The sequence below is a fragment of the Neobacillus soli NBRC 102451 genome, assembly GCF_001591665.1.
Taxonomy (GTDB): Bacteria; Bacillota; Bacilli; order Bacillales; family Cytobacillaceae; genus Neobacillus; species Neobacillus soli.
Genome location: NZ_BCVI01000042.1, coordinates 54,522 through 73,992, shown reverse-complemented (window position 1 = coordinate 73,992; position 19,471 = coordinate 54,522). Strand labels below are relative to the sequence as shown.

At 40.7% G+C, this 19,471-nt stretch carries 16 protein-coding genes; all 16 read right to left on the bottom strand.

Translation table 11 applies throughout. The annotated features are described in order from the left end of the window. Nucleotides 1–8 precede the first annotated feature (8 nt). Nucleotides 9–1,511 (bottom strand): galactose/methyl galactoside ABC transporter ATP-binding protein MglA, encoded by a 1,503-nt coding sequence (mglA, locus tag BSO02S_RS15540; protein WP_084375040.1) that lies wholly within the window; start codon nucleotides 1,509–1,511, stop codon nucleotides 9–11. 214 nt (nucleotides 1,512–1,725) lie between these two features. Then, a complete protein-coding gene (gene mglB, locus BSO02S_RS15535; RefSeq protein ID WP_066069129.1) occupies nucleotides 1,726–2,787 on the bottom strand; it encodes a galactose/glucose ABC transporter substrate-binding protein MglB in 1,062 nt (353 codons plus the stop codon). A gap of 259 nt (nucleotides 2,788–3,046) precedes the next feature. Then, nucleotides 3,047–4,633 (bottom strand): response regulator transcription factor, encoded by a 1,587-nt coding sequence (locus BSO02S_RS15530; protein ID WP_066069126.1) that lies wholly within the window; start codon nucleotides 4,631–4,633, stop codon nucleotides 3,047–3,049. Further along, nucleotides 4,611–6,089: a sensor histidine kinase gene (locus BSO02S_RS15525; protein ID WP_066069123.1), complete on the bottom strand. Its 1,479-nt coding sequence runs from the start codon at nucleotides 6,087–6,089 to the stop codon at nucleotides 4,611–4,613. The genes BSO02S_RS15530 and BSO02S_RS15525 overlap by 23 nt, the downstream gene beginning before the upstream one ends. Continuing rightward, nucleotides 6,089–7,090, bottom strand: coding sequence for a sugar-binding protein (locus tag BSO02S_RS15520; protein ID WP_066069113.1), 1,002 nt, complete (start codon nucleotides 7,088–7,090; stop codon nucleotides 6,089–6,091). The genes BSO02S_RS15525 and BSO02S_RS15520 overlap by 1 nt, the downstream gene beginning before the upstream one ends. A 217-nt stretch (nucleotides 7,091–7,307) precedes the next feature. Continuing rightward, nucleotides 7,308–8,297 (bottom strand): LacI family DNA-binding transcriptional regulator, encoded by a 990-nt coding sequence (locus BSO02S_RS15515; RefSeq protein ID WP_066069110.1) that lies wholly within the window; start codon nucleotides 8,295–8,297, stop codon nucleotides 7,308–7,310. Nucleotides 8,298–8,299: 2 nt separating this feature from the next. Continuing rightward, nucleotides 8,300–9,358, bottom strand: coding sequence for an aldose epimerase family protein (locus tag BSO02S_RS15510; protein ID WP_066069107.1), 1,059 nt, complete (start codon nucleotides 9,356–9,358; stop codon nucleotides 8,300–8,302). A 219-nt stretch (nucleotides 9,359–9,577) separates the two neighbouring features. Then, nucleotides 9,578–11,065 carry a UDP-glucose--hexose-1-phosphate uridylyltransferase gene (gene galT / locus BSO02S_RS15505; RefSeq protein WP_066069106.1) on the bottom strand — a complete coding sequence of 496 codons (1,488 nt, stop codon included), beginning with the start codon at nucleotides 11,063–11,065 and terminating at the stop codon, nucleotides 9,578–9,580. 110 nt (nucleotides 11,066–11,175) lie between these two features. Continuing rightward, complete coding sequence (locus tag BSO02S_RS15500) at nucleotides 11,176–12,357, bottom strand: galactokinase (protein WP_066069103.1); 1,182 nt, start codon at nucleotides 12,355–12,357, stop codon at nucleotides 11,176–11,178. A gap of 247 nt (nucleotides 12,358–12,604) precedes the next feature. Then, complete coding sequence (locus BSO02S_RS15495) at nucleotides 12,605–13,318, bottom strand: hypothetical protein (protein ID WP_066069100.1); 714 nt, start codon at nucleotides 13,316–13,318, stop codon at nucleotides 12,605–12,607. Further along, a complete protein-coding gene (locus BSO02S_RS15490; RefSeq protein ID WP_066069097.1) occupies nucleotides 13,315–14,061 on the bottom strand; it encodes a hypothetical protein in 747 nt (248 codons plus the stop codon). The genes BSO02S_RS15495 and BSO02S_RS15490 overlap by 4 nt, the downstream gene beginning before the upstream one ends. Beyond that, the gene (locus BSO02S_RS15485; protein WP_066069094.1) at nucleotides 14,048–14,944 is read right to left on the bottom strand and encodes an ATP-binding cassette domain-containing protein; all 897 of its coding nucleotides are present in this window, start codon (nucleotides 14,942–14,944) and stop codon (nucleotides 14,048–14,050) included. Before BSO02S_RS15485 ends, BSO02S_RS15490 begins: the two co-directional genes overlap by 14 nt. Further along, a complete protein-coding gene (locus BSO02S_RS15480) occupies nucleotides 14,941–15,321 on the bottom strand; it encodes a GntR family transcriptional regulator (protein ID WP_066069091.1) in 381 nt (126 codons plus the stop codon). Before BSO02S_RS15480 ends, BSO02S_RS15485 begins: the two co-directional genes overlap by 4 nt. A gap of 171 nt (nucleotides 15,322–15,492) precedes the next feature. After that, nucleotides 15,493–17,100 (bottom strand): M20/M25/M40 family metallo-hydrolase, encoded by a 1,608-nt coding sequence (locus BSO02S_RS15475; RefSeq protein ID WP_066069089.1) that lies wholly within the window; start codon nucleotides 17,098–17,100, stop codon nucleotides 15,493–15,495. Nucleotides 17,101–17,250: 150 nt separating this feature from the next. Further along, nucleotides 17,251–18,657: an amino acid permease gene (locus BSO02S_RS15470; RefSeq protein WP_066069088.1), complete on the bottom strand. Its 1,407-nt coding sequence runs from the start codon at nucleotides 18,655–18,657 to the stop codon at nucleotides 17,251–17,253. 40 nt (nucleotides 18,658–18,697) lie between these two features. Next, nucleotides 18,698–19,459, bottom strand: coding sequence for a dimethylarginine dimethylaminohydrolase family protein (locus BSO02S_RS15465; protein WP_066069085.1), 762 nt, complete (start codon nucleotides 19,457–19,459; stop codon nucleotides 18,698–18,700). Nucleotides 19,460–19,471: the final 12 nt, after the last annotated feature.

The following is a 19,471-nucleotide window of genomic DNA, read 5'->3' as shown; positions in this document are numbered from 1 at the left end:
ATCTCCTCCTAATACAAAGCTGCTAGTCGCATAATTTCTTCTTGAGATGTAGCCTGAGTATCGACGATTCCAGCTGCTCTTCCATTACTCATTACTAAAATTCGGTCGGTTACACCCAGAAGTTCCGGCATTTCGGAAGAAATCATGATGATTCCCTTTCCTTCCGCAGCAAGCTGGTTAATCAGTTGATAAATCTCGAACTTTGCTCCTACGTCAATCCCTCGTGTTGGTTCATCAAGCAATAAAATGTCCGGTTTTGTCAGGAGCCAGCGCCCGATAATCACCTTCTGTTGGTTACCGCCGGAAAGACTGCCAATGGACGTTTTTTGGGTAGGGGTTCTTACATTCATGGAATCAATCACCCATTTGGTGTCATCATAGACTTTGCGGTCTGAAAGAAAGACACCTTTACGATATTGAGCCAGGTTAGCGATAATAGAGTTAAAGCTGATGCTAAGATCTGGATAAATACCTGTGGTTCTTCTTTCTTCTGTAACAAGTGCAAAGCCATTTTTAATGGCACGCTGTGGTGAATGATTTTTCACCACCTTGCCGCCCAATTCAATCGTTCCGGATTTCAGCGACCTCATTCCAAATAATGCTTCAACAACCTCAGTCCGTTTCGACCCAACCAAGCCAGCAATTCCTAAAATCTCACCTTTTCTAAGCTCAAAGTTAACATTATAAAATGATGGTTGATTTTCTGCTGTTAAATCAGTAACCTTTAATATTAAATCCCCTGGTTTATTAACTTTTGCAGGGAAGCGCTGTGATAGGTCTCGACCAACCATCAGCTTAATAATTTCATCGGTTGTTAATTCTTTCGAGCTTTGGGTGGCAATATACTGACCGTCACGCATAATCGTCACTTCGTCAGAAATCTTCAAAATCTCTTCCATCTTGTGTGAAATATAGATAATGGCGACATTCTCACTTTGGAGTCTTCTAATGATTTTGAATAGATGATCCACTTCATTCTCGGTTAGTGAAGAGGTTGGTTCGTCCATCACAATAATTTTTGAATGATAAGAGACCGCTTTGGCGATCTCCACCATCTGCATTTCAGATACTGAAAGCGTACTAACCTTGCTGCGTGGGTCAATATTGATATCTAGACTTTTGAATATGGCCAATGTATCCTCGTACATTTTCTTCTCATCGATAAAAATGCCCTTTTTCGGAAAACGCCCCAGCCAAATATTATCCATCACATTTTGTTGACGTACTTGGTTCAGTTCCTGATGTACCATGGAAACGCCATTTTCAAGCGCTTGTTTAGAATTAGCAAAGGCCACTTCTTTTCCTTCAAAAAGAATTTTGCCCTCGTCCATGGAATAAATGCCGAATAAGCATTTCATTAACGTCGATTTTCCCGCTCCATTTTCGCCCATTAAGGCGTGAACCGAACCGGGCTTCACTTTCAGGGAAACATTGTCTAATGCGAGTACCCCAGGGAATCTTTTTGTAATATTTAGCATTTCGAGTAAATTGGTAGAATTGGATTCTGACATGAGCGAACCTCCTCGCGGAACCATTTAAAAAATGAGATGCTTCTCATATTAAATTTTTTTAAAGTACAGATTTTTAATTTATGAACGGTGTCCAACTTCAAAATTGAAGCCATGCCCCGAACGAAGGAAAAGCATGATCTTTTCCTTCGTTCGAAGAGCGCCAAGGGACTGAAATTCCAGCCCCAGGACAAGGCGCTTCATCATTCCTTACTGTCTATTTATAAGCGTCTCTTCCAACCTGGATGTTATCTTTTGTGACAATAATATAAGGAACACGAACCGCTTTGGAATCGTCTAGCTTCCATTCAGTACCGTCTAAAACATCTTTGCTCTTTGCTGCATTTGCCGCTAGATCAATTGTTGCTTTTCCTTGGTTTTTCGCGTCATTCAATACGGAACCAACCATTTTGCCTTTTTCAATCATTTCGAGGGCTTCTGGAATCGCGTCAACTCCGACAACAGGCATGAACTTATCACCAGTGAAGTATCCTGCTTTTTCAAGTGAAGCGATTGCTCCTAATGCCATGCCATCATTATTAGCAATAACGAATTCAATTTTGTCATTATATTTCGCTAACCATGCATCCATTTTTTCCGTTGCTTTCGTTGCATCCCACATACCAGTATCCATGGCTAATTCTTCTACATCGATTCCTTTTTCTTTGACAGTGGAAATAGCAAATTTCGTACGGGCCTCTGCATCCGGATGACCTGGTTCACCTTTTAGTAGCACGTATTGGATTTTACCATCTTTATTTTTGTCATATTTATCTTTGTTGGCTTCCCAAGCTTTTGCGATTAATTCACCTTGAAGAACACCTGATTCTGATGAAGTTGTTCCAACATAGTAAGCTTTATCGTAGCCTTTTAATACGCTGGCATCCGGCTCTTTATTAAAGAAAATAACAGGAATACTCTTTGGTTTCGCTTTGTCAATAATCGTTTGAGCAGCTTTTGGATCAACAAGATTGATGGCTAGCGATTTTGCTCCTTTGGCAATCAGTGTATCAACCTGTTCAATTTGTTTTGATTGATCATTTTGCGAATCGTTAAGCATTAAATTTACTTTTCCCTTTGCGGCCGTATCCATGGCACGCCGGACATAAGACATAAAGTTGTCATCAAACTTGTAGATGGTTGCACCGACTGCTGGAAGGTCGCCGTCCTTGCCTTTTCCAGAATCAGAACCGCTGGTTGAACTGCTGCAGCCTGTTGCTAATAGAATACTAGACGCAACTGTTAAAGATAGAATTAAACCTTTTTTCTTTTTAAACATGTTGTCATTCTCCTTTTACTATTTAGTAAAGACTTTGGTAAGCAGCTTCTAACAACGCTTAACTCAGCCTTAGTGTAAGCCCTTACAAATATGGTAGCATGGGGAGATTCTTTGTAATAGTTCCAAAGAATAGCACATTATTGCGATTATCTAGATTATTTTGCAACTGTTATGTAGCACTCCAGGGACTCCTCAAAACAATAAGACCACATCGCGGGGCGAAGCGGCCAATTGTAGTCTATAAAAAGTGATTGTTCCCCTAACCCACAGTCGCTTTGCGAAAATCAGTTGGGGATAAACCTGTTTGCTTTTTAAACACACGGCTAAAATAGTTCGGATCCTTGTAGCCGATTGAAAAACAGATTTCCTTTAAACTTTTCCCTTGATCGACCATTTCAATTTTTGCGTGGTTAATCCTTAACTCCGTCAAATAATCAATAAAGGTCATCCCAAACCGATCCTTAAATAACTTGCTAAAATAAAACGGGCTAAGCTCTACATACTCGGCCACTAATTCCAACGTAATCGAATCTGCATAATGATTTTCAATATATTCCTTTGCTTTATGGAGCATTCCCTTGGCGTGATTGTTTCGCCACACCTGGACATGGTGGACGACTGCCAATAAATGGGCTTTTCCCTTTTCAAAAATCACCGCCAGATCCTCTGTCACATCGACCGCTGGCATTCGTTCATAACTGATGCCTAAATCATGGAGCATACGGGAAACGAGAATAAACAATTCATCAAATGACTTCTTCACCAATGATTCTTTTAATTCCTTGTTGGCGGCAAGCTTCGTTGCAAACGAATCAAATATAAATAAGACTTGATTGACATCCCCCTGCCGGACGGCATCTAAGAGCTTTTTCTCAATTTCCAGCACACCTGATACTGAAGGGATTTCGCCAGGTCCTTGTTTAACAGCAAACAAATACCTTCGAGTCGGAGTTTTTAAAAGTTGCTGTAATGCCGTTACCGCTTCATGGTAGGATTGATTTAGCTCATGGGCATGGTTGTAGGGGAGGCCGACCCCAATCCTTAATTCCGCACGAATTGGAATATTACAGAAATGGCTATTTAGATTTTCAATGACCTTCTGTGCGGTCGTTTTATAATGGATTTTCTCCATTGCCTTTTTATAAAGGAATAATACTGGTACTTGTGAATCCGTTATCGGTCCAATCATCATCTCTTGTTTTTTCACCACTGATTTAAGGACATCCTTGAGCCATAGATACCAATTATGTTTTTCACTTGCCGACAGTTCAGCTTCCCCCATAGGCAGAAGGGAAAAAAGCATAATATAACCAGAGGTAATTTCCACCCCTAACAGCTGACCCCATTCATCAAAGGTAATATCTTGAACTTGGTTCAATAATAGGGATGAAACCCATTCCTTTTGTGCAATAGAAACAGCACGGTCCAAATTTTCCCGCAAGCTTTGCCTCTCCTCCACTAGCTTGCGCTCCTCCTTGATTTCGTCCGAAACCCGTTGTAAGCCCGCAAGAATGTCCTGCTTTCTGCTTGGTTTTAGAATGTATTCCTTGACCCCCTGCTGCATTACTTCTTTCGCGTATTCGAACGTATTAAAGGCGGAAACCATAATGAATCGAATGCTCGGATCAAACTTTTTAATCGCTTTAACAGCTTGAACTCCATCAATTCCAGGCATTTTTATATCCATAAAAATGATATCCGGCCGATGTTCTTGGGCCATTTCAATGGCTTTTCTTCCATTAGGAGCCTCGCCAATCACGATTACATCCTCTAAAGAGCCGTTAATGATTTTGGTTAAGGCTGTCCGTTCTAGGACTTCATCATCAACAATTAGAATTTTCAACATGCGCGCTTCCCCCTTTTGCAGCTTCAGGAATTGTCAGTCTGAAATTTGTCCCTTGCATAGGATCTGATTCGATTTCAACCATGTCATTTCTTAGGTAAAAGAGCTGGAGCCTCCTAATCACATTTTTCACGCCAATCCCTGTCGAGTGACCTTTTGTTTTTTCAGGTTCGAATACCTCTTCCGTTTCTGTTCCTGCTGCGTAGTTTAGCAATCTATTTTTAACAGGCTCATCCATTCCACCCCCGTTATCAATGACTTCGACGTGAATTCGGTGTTCATGACGGTAAATATGGAGGCGGATTACCCCATTTTCTTCATAAGATTCAACCCCATGGATGAAGGCGTTTTCAATTAATGGCTGCAAAATTAAACTTGGCATGTCAATATCTAAACAATCATCCTCGATATCTGTTATAAATTTAATCCGCTCTCCAAAGCGTGTTTGCTGGATATAAAAATATTCCTGAACAATTCTTACTTCATCCCTGAGTGTGGAAGCTTTATCAAAATCACTAAGGTTATAACGAAGGATTGCTGCAACCGCTTCAATCAATCTAGTTGTCTGTTCCGCTTCTTCCAAATAGGCCATCTTTGAGACCGTATTCAATGTATTGAAAAGGAAATGCGGATTAATTTGATTTTGCAGACTCCTTAACTCCAATTCTTTTAAAAGCTTATCTAATTCTGACTTTTCTTTAATTTCCGTAACGAGTTGCCGTAAATTCGCCCGCATCTGGTTGAAGGTTTCTGTTAAGGGCTTTAGTTCGTCCTTGGTCGTAATTTTTATATCTTCGCCCGACAGATTCCCTTTTGAAATTTGCTTGGCAGCCTGTGATAACAAACTGATTGGCTTAGTAATCCCGCCCGAAATCCATAACGCTAATAAAGTACTAAGGAAGAATGCCGCAGCAAAAAGGGAAACAGACATCAGTTTATAATTATGGTTTTGCATTTCCATTTGATCATAGAACTTTTGATAGTCGGTCAGTTTATTATTTAACAGTGCCAGTGTGCGGTCTTGGAGGAAAGCGGCAATTTTCAATACTTCATTAAAATGATTCGAGTAGTGGTTAATATCGTCCTTTTGAAAAGCACTAACAGTTGCATCACATTCATCCAAAAAGCTATCAATCATATTTTTATAATTAATGAGTGTTATATCATTGGTGTCCATTTTTTGATAAAGATTCTTTTGATCCTTTATCAATTTTACCTTTTCTTTTCGATAGTCTTCTAGATAGGATTCTTCCTTATCTAAAATATACGCATGCAGTTTTTCCGTAATTAAATTACTTCGTTGCGAGATATCATTTAACAAGAGAAATCGTTCAAAGCTTTCATCATATTCTATTACAAGTTTTTCACTGCTATTGTAAAAGATCAACCCGACTGATGTTAATAGAACGACAAGGACGATGAAATACAGCAGCAATTTCGACCGGATTCGAAATAACATCAGCGGTTCTCCACCTTTCTGTCCAGTTGACTTACAGGTAAGTCAACTATTCTCAGAATTCGGGTATCCGTATGAACAACCGAAGGCACTGACTCTCCTTTGATTAGATCAATCATCATTTTCACTGCACTGTAACCCATTTCAAACGGCTCTTGAACAACGGTGGCCTTGATGGTTCCCCTTCGTATGTAATCAATGGTTTCGGGGAGTGTATCAAAGCCAATAATGTAAACTTGGTCCTGTTTTTTATATTTCTCGACCACCTGAGCAATTCCTATCCCATCTAAGGCACTTGTTCCGTAAAAGGCATTGACCTCGGGATGATCCTTCAATATTTGGTAAGCCTTTTCCGCCGCTTTTACTCGGCTAATCTCCGATTCTTCTACATCGATGATATGGATTCCTTTTTCTTTTTTTACCGCATCCTTAAAACCCTTCACACGCTGCTGCTGATGGTTCGCATAAAAACTTCCCGTAATGATTGCAACGTTGGCTTTACCCAGTTTATCCGCGATAAGTGCCTTTCCGGCCAAAAATCCCGAATAATAATTGTCCGTTCCGATATAGGCCATCCGGTTACTATTTGCTGCATCCGTATCAACGGTAATGACAGGAATCCCACCGGCAACCACCCGATTAATTAACGGTGTAAATTGTTCGTCACTCAATCCCTGTGTCATAATTCCATCGACTTTTGAGGCCGCTGACATTTCAATTGTTTTTAAATGATCATCAATATTGGCTTGCTTCGGCCCCACATATTCGAGCATAACTCCATAATCTTTTGCTGCCGTTTGGGCGCCTTTCTCAACAAGGCGCCAATACTCATTATCAAGCTCTTCTGGAACAAGCACAAAATGATAATTATACTTTTCTGCCGTTGCTTGTTTGTCAGGTAAATCATGGGTAACGACCTTATATCCATAAACGATCGAAAATGAGCAGCTCACAAGAAAAAATAGCGTGCCAAACGTATAAGCCATAATAGATAACCTGCTCATAAAACATCCCCAATCCCTCTGCATAACTAGCTAAAGATATTATACGGAACAACCCCAAAATCAACAATGGAAAATATCCTGACATTTTGTGGCGCTACTATACGGTGTCACTGTGTGGAGTAACTATGTGGTGTCAGGCACCACAAAAAGACACTTTAGCCTTTTTGTCCGCCTCAGGCGGACAAAAAGCTCACCAACGTTTTTGGTGAGCTGCTACTTAAAAGCTACTATTCCTTAGGATGAGTTCGGTTGCGATGATTACCTTTTTTGCTGTCTTTCTGCCTTCGATTCTCTCCAAAAGTGTGTCAACGGCGCTTTCGCCCATGAGTTCAGTGTAAACCTTGACCGTGCTTAAGGATGGGAAGACGTATTTGGAGACACTGATGTCGTTGACACCGATAATGTTGACACGGTCTGGAACAGCAATCCCTTCTTCCAGTAATGCCCTGAGTGCACCGACTGCAATCGAATCATTCCCGGCAAAAAATGCGGTTGGCAGGTTGTCGCCATGTTCGTGAATCGCCTTCTTCATGAGGGAATGTCCATCATCCACTGAGAAGGTGCCTTGGTACATATACGTCTCATTCAATAATCCTTTTTCATCTAAATAGCGCCTGAATGTCCATTCCCTTTGGTCATCGATGACGGAAGTTTTGTCTTTAAAAACTTCTCTTCCGCCGATATAGCCAATTTGTTTATGACCCTTTTCAAGAAAATGATTAAGTACCTTCATCGTTGCCTTTTCAAAGTCAATGACAATCGAATCAAACCGCTCTTCATCCGGAGAGGTATCAACAAAGACGATATTTTTAGTAATCGAAACCAGCTCACCCACTTGCTTGTTACTAAATTTCCCGATGGCGATAAGTCCCTTGTTATCGGCCTCTTTCAAATCCTGATAATTATCTTGAAAGTATTTATCCACGTGAATATTATGATGACGGCAGCGGTTTTCTACCCCGAGCCGGATCGACATGTAATACAAATCTTCTAGTTCTTCCTTTTCGGTATACCATTGCAGAAGGGCAATTTTTCTCGATTCTTGCTTGCGGGCTGGTTTCTTTTTATACGATAATTCTTCCGCCGCTTCGAAAATTCTCTTCTTCGTTTCATCACTTACAGAAAGTGTTGTATCATAATTCAAAACACGGGATACAGTGGCAATCGATACCCCCGCATTTTGTGCAATATCTTTGATGGTAGCCATAATCAATCTCCTACTGTATTAGCAAAAAAACGATACACTGTTTTGGAATAGTATACTTCCTCTGGGTTTAAAATGACAGAGGGAAACTCGGGATGATGGATAGCATCAGGAAATCCTTGCGTTTCGAGGCAGACACCCAAATAGTTTCTTGCTCTGACACCTGCTATGGAATAAAGGCCTGCTAAATAATTCCCTGAATAAAGGACAACACATGGCTGATCGGTGGTAATAAGCAGCGAACGACCGCTTTCCTCATCGCTAAGCATAATTGTATTTTCACCCTGTTTTGTAAAAACAAGCGGGTGATCGTAACCATTACCCGCAATCACATTTTGCGGATGAGACGAATTTATCCCAGAACCCAGCCTTCTGCCATGCTTAAAATCAAAGGGGGTATTTCTAGTACAGAGCATTTTACCAGTAGGGATTAAATCTTGGCCTAACTCTAAATATTGATTGCTGTCTAATTGAAGAATGTGTTCAGAACAATCTCTTTTTAAATTTCCACTTAAGTTAAAATACGAGTGATTCGTTAAGTTGACAACCGTTTTCTGATCCGTTTTTCCTTCATAGCTAATTTCGAGTTCATTTTTATTGTTTAGCATGTACGTAACAGTGGTGTCTAACTTACCAGGATAGCCTTCTTCTCCATCTGGACTCTGATAAAAGAACTTCAAACCGACAGCGTTTTCTCCCTCAACTATTTCGGTTTGCCAAATCACGGAGTTAAAGCCCTTTTTACCTCCGTGTAAATGATTGGGATAATCATTGTCTGCAAGCCGGTATTCTTTACCGTCCAACTCAAAGCTGGCACCATTGATTCTCCCAGCTACACGTCCTACAACTGCTCCAAAATAGGGGGACCATTCTGGATAGTCTTCAAAGTTTTCAAATCCCAGCACAACATTTTCGAGGTTTCCATGACGGTCAGGGACGATTATTTTAGTAATGACACAACCATAGTTAAGGCAAGAGACCGTCATGCCGTAATCATTGACTAGGGTATACTCCGTAATGGGCTCACCCTTGTAAGTGCCGAATATTTTATCTATTATTTCCATCGATTTTCACTCCATTCAATAGATCCTGGCCCCTTTATCCAAGCCTTTACTACAAAAGCCAAGGTATTTACGACATAATTTAAGAGATATTCTTCAAAAATAAGAGACTATCCTACAAATCTAAGGACTTATTCTTCAAATTTTAGAGCCTATTCTACAAATTCAAGGACTTATTCAACAAATTTTAGGTTCCATTCTGCATTTGCACCTATCGCTAACCTAGGATAAGGATTGAATGAATCGCTGGAATCCTGCCGTACCTTTTTCATTCTTCTTAAACACTCCAGCATCCTCCAGCACGCGCAAAAACTTCTTTCCAACTTCTTCTCTTACCTGCGATTCTATATTTACCTCGTTTGCCACTTCGTGGTAGCGCGCCTTTAACTCATCAGCCCAGTTTAAATGATAATCCGCAACAACCGCTCTTTTTCCCAGAATGTATTGAGCCACTTCCGCCAGTTCATCCTTTAACCGTGCTGGTAAAACAGCCAGCCCCATTACCTCAATTAACCCAATGTTTTCCTTTTTAATATGCTGAACATCGGCGTGAGGGTGGAAAATGCCAAGCGGATGCTCATCACTCGTCCGGTTGTTACGAAGAACCAAGTCCAATTCAAATACATCCCCATTTTTGCGTGCAATTGGTGTGACTGTATTATGCGGGGCCTCTCCAGTTCTGGCCAAGATCCCAAGACCCTCATCACTGTAGGTTTTCCATTTTTCAAAAATATGTGAGCCAGCTTCAACTAACGCGTTAATTTGATTGGAGCGCAGGCGAATGACAGACATAGGCCATTTAACAACAGCGCACTCCACCTTCGGATACCCAGCCATTTTAAATGTCCACTCATCTCCCGCCTTCGCCATCGCAAATTGATAATTCCCGCCTTGATAATGATCATGGGATAAAATCGAGCCGCCCACAATTGGCAGGTCCGCATTTGAGCCGACAAAATAATGCGGAAATTGTTCAACAAAGCTTAACAGCCGTAAGAAAGATGTTGAACTAACAACCATATCGGTATGTTTTTCTGACAACACAATACAATGCTCGTTGTAATAGACATACGGTGAATACTGCAAGTACCACGTTTTTTCTAATAGACTAACTCGAATCATCCGATGATTGGAGCGGGCAGGGTACCCGATTCTCCCCGCATATCCTTCATTTTCTACACAAAGCAAGCATTTCGGATAGTCCGTTTTCTGCACCGACCGCTCGAGCGCGATACTTCTAGGGTCTTTTTCCGGTTTTGATAAATTAATCGTAATGTCTAGTTCGCCATATTCTGTTTCAGTTTTATACTCGATATTATTACGAATTCGCTTCATTTGAATGTAGTTGCTATTTTTACTTAACTCATAAAAATACTGCGTCGCCGCTTTTGGGTCTTGTTTATATTTTTCATAAAAAAGCTGATTAACACTGGAAGGACGTGCAAGTAAACAATTCATAATTTTGCTTGAAAAAATCTCCTTCTCATCGAAAATAGCTTCGATTATTCCTTGCTTGCAAGCGTAATCAACGATTAACTCCAATAAATCAGGAATTTCATGGATGGCAAACTCGGTTGTTTCCACTTCCTTAAATTCCGCTAGCTGTAAAAGCGAAAGAATTTGATTACGCGCATATATTTCGTCTTCCCGCTCGATTAATTTGACAGCAAGTGCCCGATTGATTAGTTCTTGAATTAGTTGATAAATCATCATAATCGCCTCTATTTCTGATATCCATTAGGGTGGTGCTGATGCCAGTTATAGGCATTGCTAATCATTTGATCAATCGATGTTCTCGTTAGTTACCATCCCACTACCTTTTAAATCGCTGCTTTCAGTTGGATTTCTTTTGCCCCATCACCGATGCTGGCTACATAAAACTCTGCCTTGTAGCCAATTTTCTCAAGATAGGCTGCACCAACATTCGCAATAAAGTTTTCAACCTCTTCATTTTCTACAATCGCGATGGCACAGCCGCCGAATCCTGCACCCGTCATCCGCGCACCAAGAACTCCCGGTTGTCTCCAAGCCGCTTCTACTAAACTGTCAAGCTCAACCCCAGTAACCTCATAGTCATCACGTAGAGATACATGTGATTGGTTAATCAGTTGTCCAAAGGCCTTTAAATTTCCTGCCTTAAGCTCTTCAAGCGCCTTAATGGTTCTCACATTTTCATAGACAGCATGTTTTGCCCGTTTGCGGACAGTTTCATTGGTAATGAGGTATTGATTTTCATCAAACTCTGCTTCGGATAACTGACCAAGAGCTTCAATTGGAAGCTTTTGCTGCAACAGTAACAGTGCCTCTTCACATTCTCCTCTTCGCTCATTATATTTCGAATCCGCTAATTCCCTTCGCTTATTCGTATTCATGATTAAAATTTTGTAATCTTCTAGGTGAATGGGTGCGTACTCATATTTCAGCGTTTGGCAATCTAGTAAAATTCCTGCATCCTTCCTACCCATGCCAATCGCAAACTGGTCCATGATGCCGCTGTTCACACCAATAAATTCATTCTCTACTCTTTTGCCTAGCTTGATGAGATCAAGTCGAGGAATTTCTAATTGAAACAGGCCGTTTATTAGCACCCCGGTTAGAAGCTCAATAGAGGCTGATGAAGAAAGTCCTGCCCCATTTGGTATATTGCCTTGAATGACACAATCAAACCCGGATGGAATTTCATATCCCGCCTCAAGAATGTAACGAATCATTCCTGTCGGATAGTTAGCCCAATTGTGCTCTTTATCATAATTTAGCTCGTTTAAATCTAATTCAATGATTCCTCTTTCAGGGAAGTTTGTTGAGTACAGGCGAATAACCTTGTCCTCCCGTTCCCTAGCTACTGCATAGGTTCCGTAGGTAATCGCACATGGAAACACATGACCTCCATTATAATCGGTATGCTCGCCAATTAAATTAATCCTTCCAGGAGCAAAAAAGGCTTTTCTTGGTAAAACATGATACATATCTAAAAATATTTTGTTCAATGTTGTGACGTTCATATTATGGTCCTCCAACCCTATCAATTAAATAATTATCGGTAACCCTATTTTACGTCCATCAGTAAAACAATTCAATTATTTTACTAAATTTTTTACTAAATTCCAACAAAAAAGGACGGCAGGCTATTCCGTCCTCTTGTTTCATACAACTAATCCTTTTTACCTTAAATATTTAGATTCTATTAATGATAAATTCAAATTCCATCATACTGGGAAAAGACGCTATTACGGGTGGTGTCAGGCACAACTATTCAACATATTCGAGGTTTAGGTTTGATTTGTCGATTAGTTGAAGATCCTTTGGAATTCGCAAGTACAGGATGCTTTGCCCGCCGGAAAACTCCGAATGGTGTGAGAATAACGAATCCTCTCCGGTAAATTGGTTGACCGTAAAGACATTATTAAACGTTGTGAATTCAAGTTTTACTTTCTTTGGATTTTTTAAGAACAATGTATTCCCCGCTAATTCTAGACGAATCGGGTGCGTCAGCTTGGTAATATCCATCCCATTTGCACTAGCTCTTGTTTTATAAAAAATGGCTTCAATTTTATCATCATTTGAATTCTTTCTATCAACAAATATCTGTGTATAAAAGTATTCGTCGTTTTCAACGGCAATATTTAACTTTTGGTCTTCAAAGCTGAGATCCCACTTTTTATCGATATATTTGCTGTCCACCGTATCAATTCTCCCGGCTACAGCCGCATCGTATAAATCTGTACTTTCTTTATTTAGTTTTTCGGTATTAACCTTTTTCAAGTCAGCCATTCCTTTAAAAGGATGAACCATATCGATGCCCGCACAGATTAGTAGGACTGCCAGATAGCCGCCTACTATCCAGCGCACCCGATTGCTATAGACGTATTTCCCTTTTTTGTTTACCGACTTTTTCATAAATATGGCCATAAAAGCAACGATTACAATGACAAGAATAATAAGAAAAGGTGCGATCATAATCATTGTTTAACCTCCATTCTATTTGAAAAAACCATGCTGCTTGAAAAAAGCAGACCCGCAATAACGATAATCTTGACGATAAATAAAAGGATAGATGACTCCGTAAAAATAAAGTCATATACGGTCGACACAAGCTTTGCCGTCCCGGTACCCTCGACAATGAATGCCCCGAAAAATAAGGCTGGCAAAAGTAAAGCGAATGCTTTATTTATTTGAATCAGCGTTCCGACCCAATAACCTAACGCACCTAAGAGGAACACGTAGCAGGTAGTCGAGAAAATGCCCAATAGCCATTCCATTGGGGCAGCCATTATACTCGTGCCGTTAAGATATTGCGCATCAACAAAGAAATACATGATTACTTTCATTAAATAAGAGGACATTATCGCCGTTACCCCGCCGATGACGCTAGCCGTCAGTAAAAACAAAGCATTCGATAGATTACTGCTGACCCTATTCGTAACAAAGACAAAATCGTCATTTCGATAAGCCTTTGTCGTAATAAGGATGGCGATAATAAAACTCCATAGCATCGTAAAAAAGACAACAATATCCGCTGAATAATAATGGACATCCATTTCCAAACTTTCACTGCTCGAACCCATTGACCCGACACCATTCAATGAAAAGAAAATGGCTAACAGCTGCAGTGCGATAAGGGTGGTGAATACTTGAATATATGCCTTCAGCTTATAGGCATATTGTTTTTTCACCACATCTGTCAGACGAACCTTAGTTAAAGACATCATCAATTCCCCCTGTCGTTTTACTAGTCAAATAAACACAAAGATCACTAGAAGTAACTGGTGTGAGGACGACCCCCGCAGTACGGGCCGTTTGCCAATCCGCTTCGGAAAAATGATTCCTAACAACGACATACGACTGATCAATACCTATGCTTTTTGTAAAAATAACCTCTTGATTCTGTGTCCATTCATCAACGACAGCCGTCTTCCCTTGAAGACCGATGGCCCATTCCTTCAAATCGGCTACCGGCAGATGAAGATACTCTTTCCCATCTTTGATAAGGAGAATATCTTCTAATAAATCCTCAATCTCATTCAAATGATGGCTTGAAATAATGATTGTGCGGGGATGGGCAATATAGTCCTTCAATAAGGCCCGATAAAAATCTTTCCTTACCGCTGCATCCATCCCTGTCGTCGGTTCATCAAAAAGCGTTAACGAACATCGGGCAGATAATCCTAAAATCATATGAAAGGTACTTTTCATTCCCTTCGAAAGCCCTTGATAATGCTGGGATGAGTTGAATGAGAAATAATCAAATAGACGGTTGGCCAGCTCATCATCCCAATTTTCATAAAAGCGGGCTGCCGCTTGTAAAATTTCCTTTAGATTTAATGCTGTTGGAAGATTCATTTGATCATGAATAAAGATGACATTGGCTGAAACCGTTAGATTGTTAAAGGGTTTTTCTGCTAAAACCTGTATCTCCCCAGAGGTTTCCTTCATAAAACCGGCTATAATTTTTAACAGCGTAGTTTTCCCAGCCCCATTTCGGCCAATGAGCCCGATAATTTTATTTTCTTCTAGTTTAAACGATAGGTTGTTTAAGGCTTTGGCTCCCCCATAAGCTTTCGTCAATCTATTACACTCGATCACATTCATTGCTCTACCTCCCCAATGTCTGCCGCTTTGATCATTTCGATTAATTCCTGTTTGCTCACTTTCAAACGTTCAGCCTCCAGGACAATTTCCGTTACTAACCGTTTTAACGTTTGGTTTTTCCGCTTGTCAAGAATCATTTCTTTGGCGGTGCTCGCCACAAACATCCCAAGCCCGCGCTTTTTATAAAGAATATTTTCATCTGCTAATATATTGAGACCCTTAGCTGCCGTTGCGGGATTAATATTAAAAATCTCCGCCAGCTGATACTGCGAGTAAATCTTTTGATCACTTTCAAAGTTTCCATTTAAAATCTCCCGCTCCAGCCACTCAGAAATCTGCAAATAAATCGGCTTCGTCCCGTCCAGATTAAGAATCAAACGTTCTCCTCCTCTCCAAATATAGTGCATTAGTGTTGTAATGTAGTATATTATAACTGGAAATAAAAAGCAATAGGTTTCAAGCACATTTCCATTTCTATACACATCAGGTGTCAGGCACCACAAAAGATAAACAAAAAAACTGATTCGACGAGGCGAATCAGTTCCTTCCTAATTATTAATCATCATTTTTATCATACCTTCTACAAGTACCGGAACTTCTTCAAATGCACTTTTCATATGGAGACGCTCTGTTCGTTTGTGGGCGTCTTTCCCGAGCGGGCCGACATTTAAGACAGGAGCTTTAAGTTCTTTCATTGCATCGAATGGGATGCTGTAGCTGGTGCCCCATACCGGGGTATTTGATTTGAAAACCGTCCATCCTTCCCCATCATCCTGATAATTTACATAGCTTAAGTCGCTAATCCCATTAAAATAGTGAACTTGCCGAACGGCCAAATCAAATCTTGCAGGACCTTGCTCCTTAAGGTAGTCCACACATTGTATAACAAGTTCATCATTTGAAGAGTTTACCGCTGGATAATAAGGCGGTGCAAACAGCAAAACCATCGCCGGTGCAAGTTCCTGACACTGAATCATTAAAGTATCTGCAATTCGGAAGGATTTCTCTCGGTCATCCCATTCAGGATGTGCATGAATGGCAGCCTTGATTGCTTCGACAAAATCCGTTCCAAATTTATTAATCGCATGCTCTAGTAAAACTTCATAACGTAATACACTCACTTCACCAACTGGGTCGACAGACTGCTCTTTGCAGACCTCCATATACTTCTTGTTGCAGGATCTAGCGGCGTTGACGGCAACTTTTTCAAAAAGATCCATGATTTCTTCCGCATTCCGCTCCATTAAAAACACATTATACAATGCTGCTGCACGGTATGGTGTTTGAACAGAGTATTCAAGTTTTAAATCCTTTTGTTGAAGTGTGACCGGAAGCGGGGTTGTTTCACCTCTCACTGTTTCTTGCAAACTCATATTCCACTCCATCCTCTGCGTCAAAAACGATGCAATATAGGGTGCTGTGATTCCACTGAGAGGTTCCCCAACATGTGTCTCTTTCCCATAGAAAAGTGCAGATGGCATAATTTTACCTATGGAACCTGAATATACATAATAATTTCCGTCGCCCGGTTCTTGTGTAAATACCGGTTCTCCGTTCAAGAAAAGCTTATAGGTGAGATCATGCTTTTCCTTTATTTCTAATAATTTCGGTACCGCGGCACGCATACCAGACGAATTTACTTCCTCATCTGGCACGGTTAACAAAAGAAGATTCACCTGCCATTGTTCGACCGTTGCTTTTTCGATTAATCCCATATGCATAACAAGTCCCATTTTCATATCCATCGTGCCTCTGCCGAATAAATATTCTCCAGATTTAAGGTCCTTTTGGGCATCTTCTGGTAACTCATTCATTCTTCCGTGAAGCAATTTAGTCAGCTCTTCCGGCTGATATGCAAAAGCCTCCAAATCACCATATTCTTCTGTATTTACTGTATCAAAGTGACTAATAAGAACGATGGTTTCTTTGGCATCAGGATGTTTATATAAAGCCGTTAAGAACCGCCTGCCCTGATCAGCATCGTGAAGTTGTAAATGATTAGGATTGGCCTGAAAATAGCCCACCCCTCGCAGTTTGGCTTCTACTTTCGAAGGAAAATTACGTTCACCCTCTGTCAATGTCATGCTTCTCCAGCTCACTACTTCGCACAAAAGCCCACGAAGTTCCTCAGGTGTCCCCCAACATAGTTGTGTCATTACACGATTACCCCTTTAATTAATTTACAAAATAGCAACTTGAAACTGTCCGCCTGGGATGGACAAATACCACCAACTGTCCACGGATGGTGCCTGACACCACAATGTGACACACAATGATGACACCGCAATGACACCACTACGACACCACTATCGAATGTCTACGTGGTTATTTGTGCTCATTTTGTCCTTTTTATTCTTAATATAGTAAAAGATGTAGCATAGAGCTAGGAATCCTAATCCTACTAGTAAACCGACTAATTGGGTCGGGTCAAAGGCCAGGAATATTAAGATAGAAACACAGAATACGATACAAACAATTGGGATCACTGGATAAAACGGAACTTTGTATTGTAAATCCGCTAATTTGCCGCCAGTTTGCAGATATTTTCTCCGAAACATCAGCTGTGATAGTGCGATACCAATCCAAGAAATCGTAACAGAAATGCCGGCAATAGACATTAACAATACAAACACAGTGCCCGCTGCAATGAAGCTAGTTAGCAAGGATAATAGAGAAAAGGCCATTGTAAACACGAGCGCAGCAAATGGAACTTTACGTTTTGATAGTCTTCCAAACCGTTTAGGCGCCATTCCATCTTGTGCCATCGCCCACAGTAAACGGGTCGACGCGTAAATACATGAGTTTCCAACCGATAATATCGCTGTTAGAATAACAAAGTTCATAATATCTGGAGCAAAAGGAATTCCTGCCATATCCATAAGGGTTACAAATGGGCTTTCCAATAAACCCAATTCCTTTGCTGGAAAAATAGCGGATAAGATAATAATAGAAGCAAGATAAAAGACAATAATTCGAAATAGGACATTTCGGATTGCTCGTGGAATATTCTTTTGCGGCTCCTCACTTTCCCCTGCCGCAATTCCAATCAATTCAGACCCTTGATAGGAAAAGATTACATTCATCATCGTTACAAAAAGAATGACAAAACCTGCAGGGAATAAGCCAGATGGTGCTAGGTTATCTAAAAATGGTGCGGGACGGCCAGCCAATGGAATGATTCCAAAAATAGCTGCGAAACCAATCACAATAAAGAAAATTACAGCAACAACTTTAATACCGGCAAACCAATATTCCGCCTCGGCGAAGCCTTTGGTTGTAAGAGCGTTGAGGACAAATAACAGTAGGATAAAAACAGCACACCAGACCCAGACTGAAACATCAGGAAACCACCGTTTCATGATCATTCCTGCCGCGGTAAATTCAACCCCAGCCGTTGTAGCTGAACCAATGAAATACATCCATCCTAACGAAAATCCAGCGGAAGGACTGATAAACTTACTTGCATATGTTTGAAATGAGCCCGTTACAGGCATGTGAACAGCAAGTTCCCCTAGGCACACCATAACCAAGTATAAAATAATCCCGCCAAATAAATACCCTATTAAAGCACCACCAGCGCCTGCCTGATTAATGGTATAGCCCGCATTTAAAAATAACCCTGTTCCAATGACTCCTCCTAACGAAAGCATAAACAAATGACGACGTTTCATTGATCGATTTAGCTGATTCAGCTGACCCTCTTGTTCAACCATCCCTCACACACCCCTTTTATATTCGCAGTCCGCCGTGTTCCTAAAAACGTAGTGACAAACAGCTTAAACCGCCATCTAATTTTCGGAATTCAGACATATCTAGCTCAATCGTCCGATATCCAGCCTCTTTAATTTTTTGTTTCGTTTGAGGAAAACCTGCAGGAATGATGACAAAGTCATTCACACGGATACAATTAGCTGCATACTCCTCTTCCGGCGGAACGATAATTTTTGTATAGGAATGAAAATCTGGATGTTCAATAAATTCACCAGCGACAACAATCGTTTGATTGCCAAGATAAGAAATACCTGTTTTGAGATGAAAGACCTTTTCTAGTTGAACAATGGTCGCCTGGTAATGTTCCAATTCTAGAATTCTCTTTAACTGTTCAGCCCCTGCCAAATTGGTTCTCGCAGAAAGTCCGATATAAAAGTGGTTATCAATTTGTAAAATGTCGCCTCCGTCTAGAGTTCCTGGTAGCTTGATATAATAAATGTTTTCATAATGGGACTTTATCGCCGGCTCCATTTCGAAAATTTCCCCGTTACGAGAAGGTGCTCCGGGATTTGAAATAACGGCAAACTCAGGTGTCAGCACTGCCGTATCTTCTACAAAGGTGGAGTCCGGGAAATCCGCATGACTTGGCAGGACTGTTACCTCGACCCCACAAGTTTTCAGGGCTTCAATATAAGCCTCATGCTGCTCTAGTGCCTTTTCTAAAATAGGACTCCCCAGATCAGAAGTCGTTAAGCCATGAATATAGCTTTCTCCAGGTGCTTTGACTATTGAATTTTTAAACATAATTTTTCCTCC

Bases quoted from the DNA above. Each gene is read 5' to 3' on its own strand.
- mglA (WP_084375040.1), bottom strand. From the start codon at position 1,511: ATGTCAGAATCCAATTCTACCAATTTACTCGAAATGCTAAATATTACA.
- mglB (WP_066069129.1), bottom strand. From the start codon at position 2,787: ATGTTTAAAAAGAAAAAAGGTTTAATTCTATCTTTAACAGTTGCGTCT.
- BSO02S_RS15525 (WP_066069123.1), bottom strand. From the start codon at position 6,089: ATGTTATTTCGAATCCGGTCGAAATTGCTGCTGTATTTCATCGTCCTT.
- BSO02S_RS15510 (WP_066069107.1), bottom strand. From the start codon at position 9,358: ATGGAAATAATAGATAAAATATTCGGCACTTACAAGGGTGAGCCCATT.
- BSO02S_RS15470 (WP_066069088.1), bottom strand. From the start codon at position 18,657: ATGGTTGAACAAGAGGGTCAGCTGAATCAGCTAAATCGATCAATGAAA.
- BSO02S_RS15465 (WP_066069085.1), bottom strand. From the start codon at position 19,459: ATGTTTAAAAATTCAATAGTCAAAGCACCTGGAGAAAGCTATATTCAT.
- BSO02S_RS15520 (WP_066069113.1), bottom strand. From the start codon at position 7,090: ATGAGCAGGTTATCTATTATGGCTTATACGTTTGGCACGCTATTTTTT.
- BSO02S_RS15515 (WP_066069110.1), bottom strand. From the start codon at position 8,297: ATGGCTACCATCAAAGATATTGCACAAAATGCGGGGGTATCGATTGCC.
- BSO02S_RS15530 (WP_066069126.1), bottom strand. From the start codon at position 4,633: ATGTTGAAAATTCTAATTGTTGATGATGAAGTCCTAGAACGGACAGCC.
- BSO02S_RS15500 (WP_066069103.1), bottom strand. From the start codon at position 12,357: ATGAACGTCACAACATTGAACAAAATATTTTTAGATATGTATCATGTT.
- BSO02S_RS15485 (WP_066069094.1), bottom strand. From the start codon at position 14,944: ATGAATGTGATCGAGTGTAATAGATTGACGAAAGCTTATGGGGGAGCC.
- BSO02S_RS15495 (WP_066069100.1), bottom strand. From the start codon at position 13,318: ATGATTATGATCGCACCTTTTCTTATTATTCTTGTCATTGTAATCGTT.
- BSO02S_RS15475 (WP_066069089.1), bottom strand. From the start codon at position 17,100: ATGACACAACTATGTTGGGGGACACCTGAGGAACTTCGTGGGCTTTTG.
- galT (WP_066069106.1), bottom strand. From the start codon at position 11,065: ATGATTTATCAACTAATTCAAGAACTAATCAATCGGGCACTTGCTGTC.
- BSO02S_RS15490 (WP_066069097.1), bottom strand. From the start codon at position 14,061: ATGTCTTTAACTAAGGTTCGTCTGACAGATGTGGTGAAAAAACAATAT.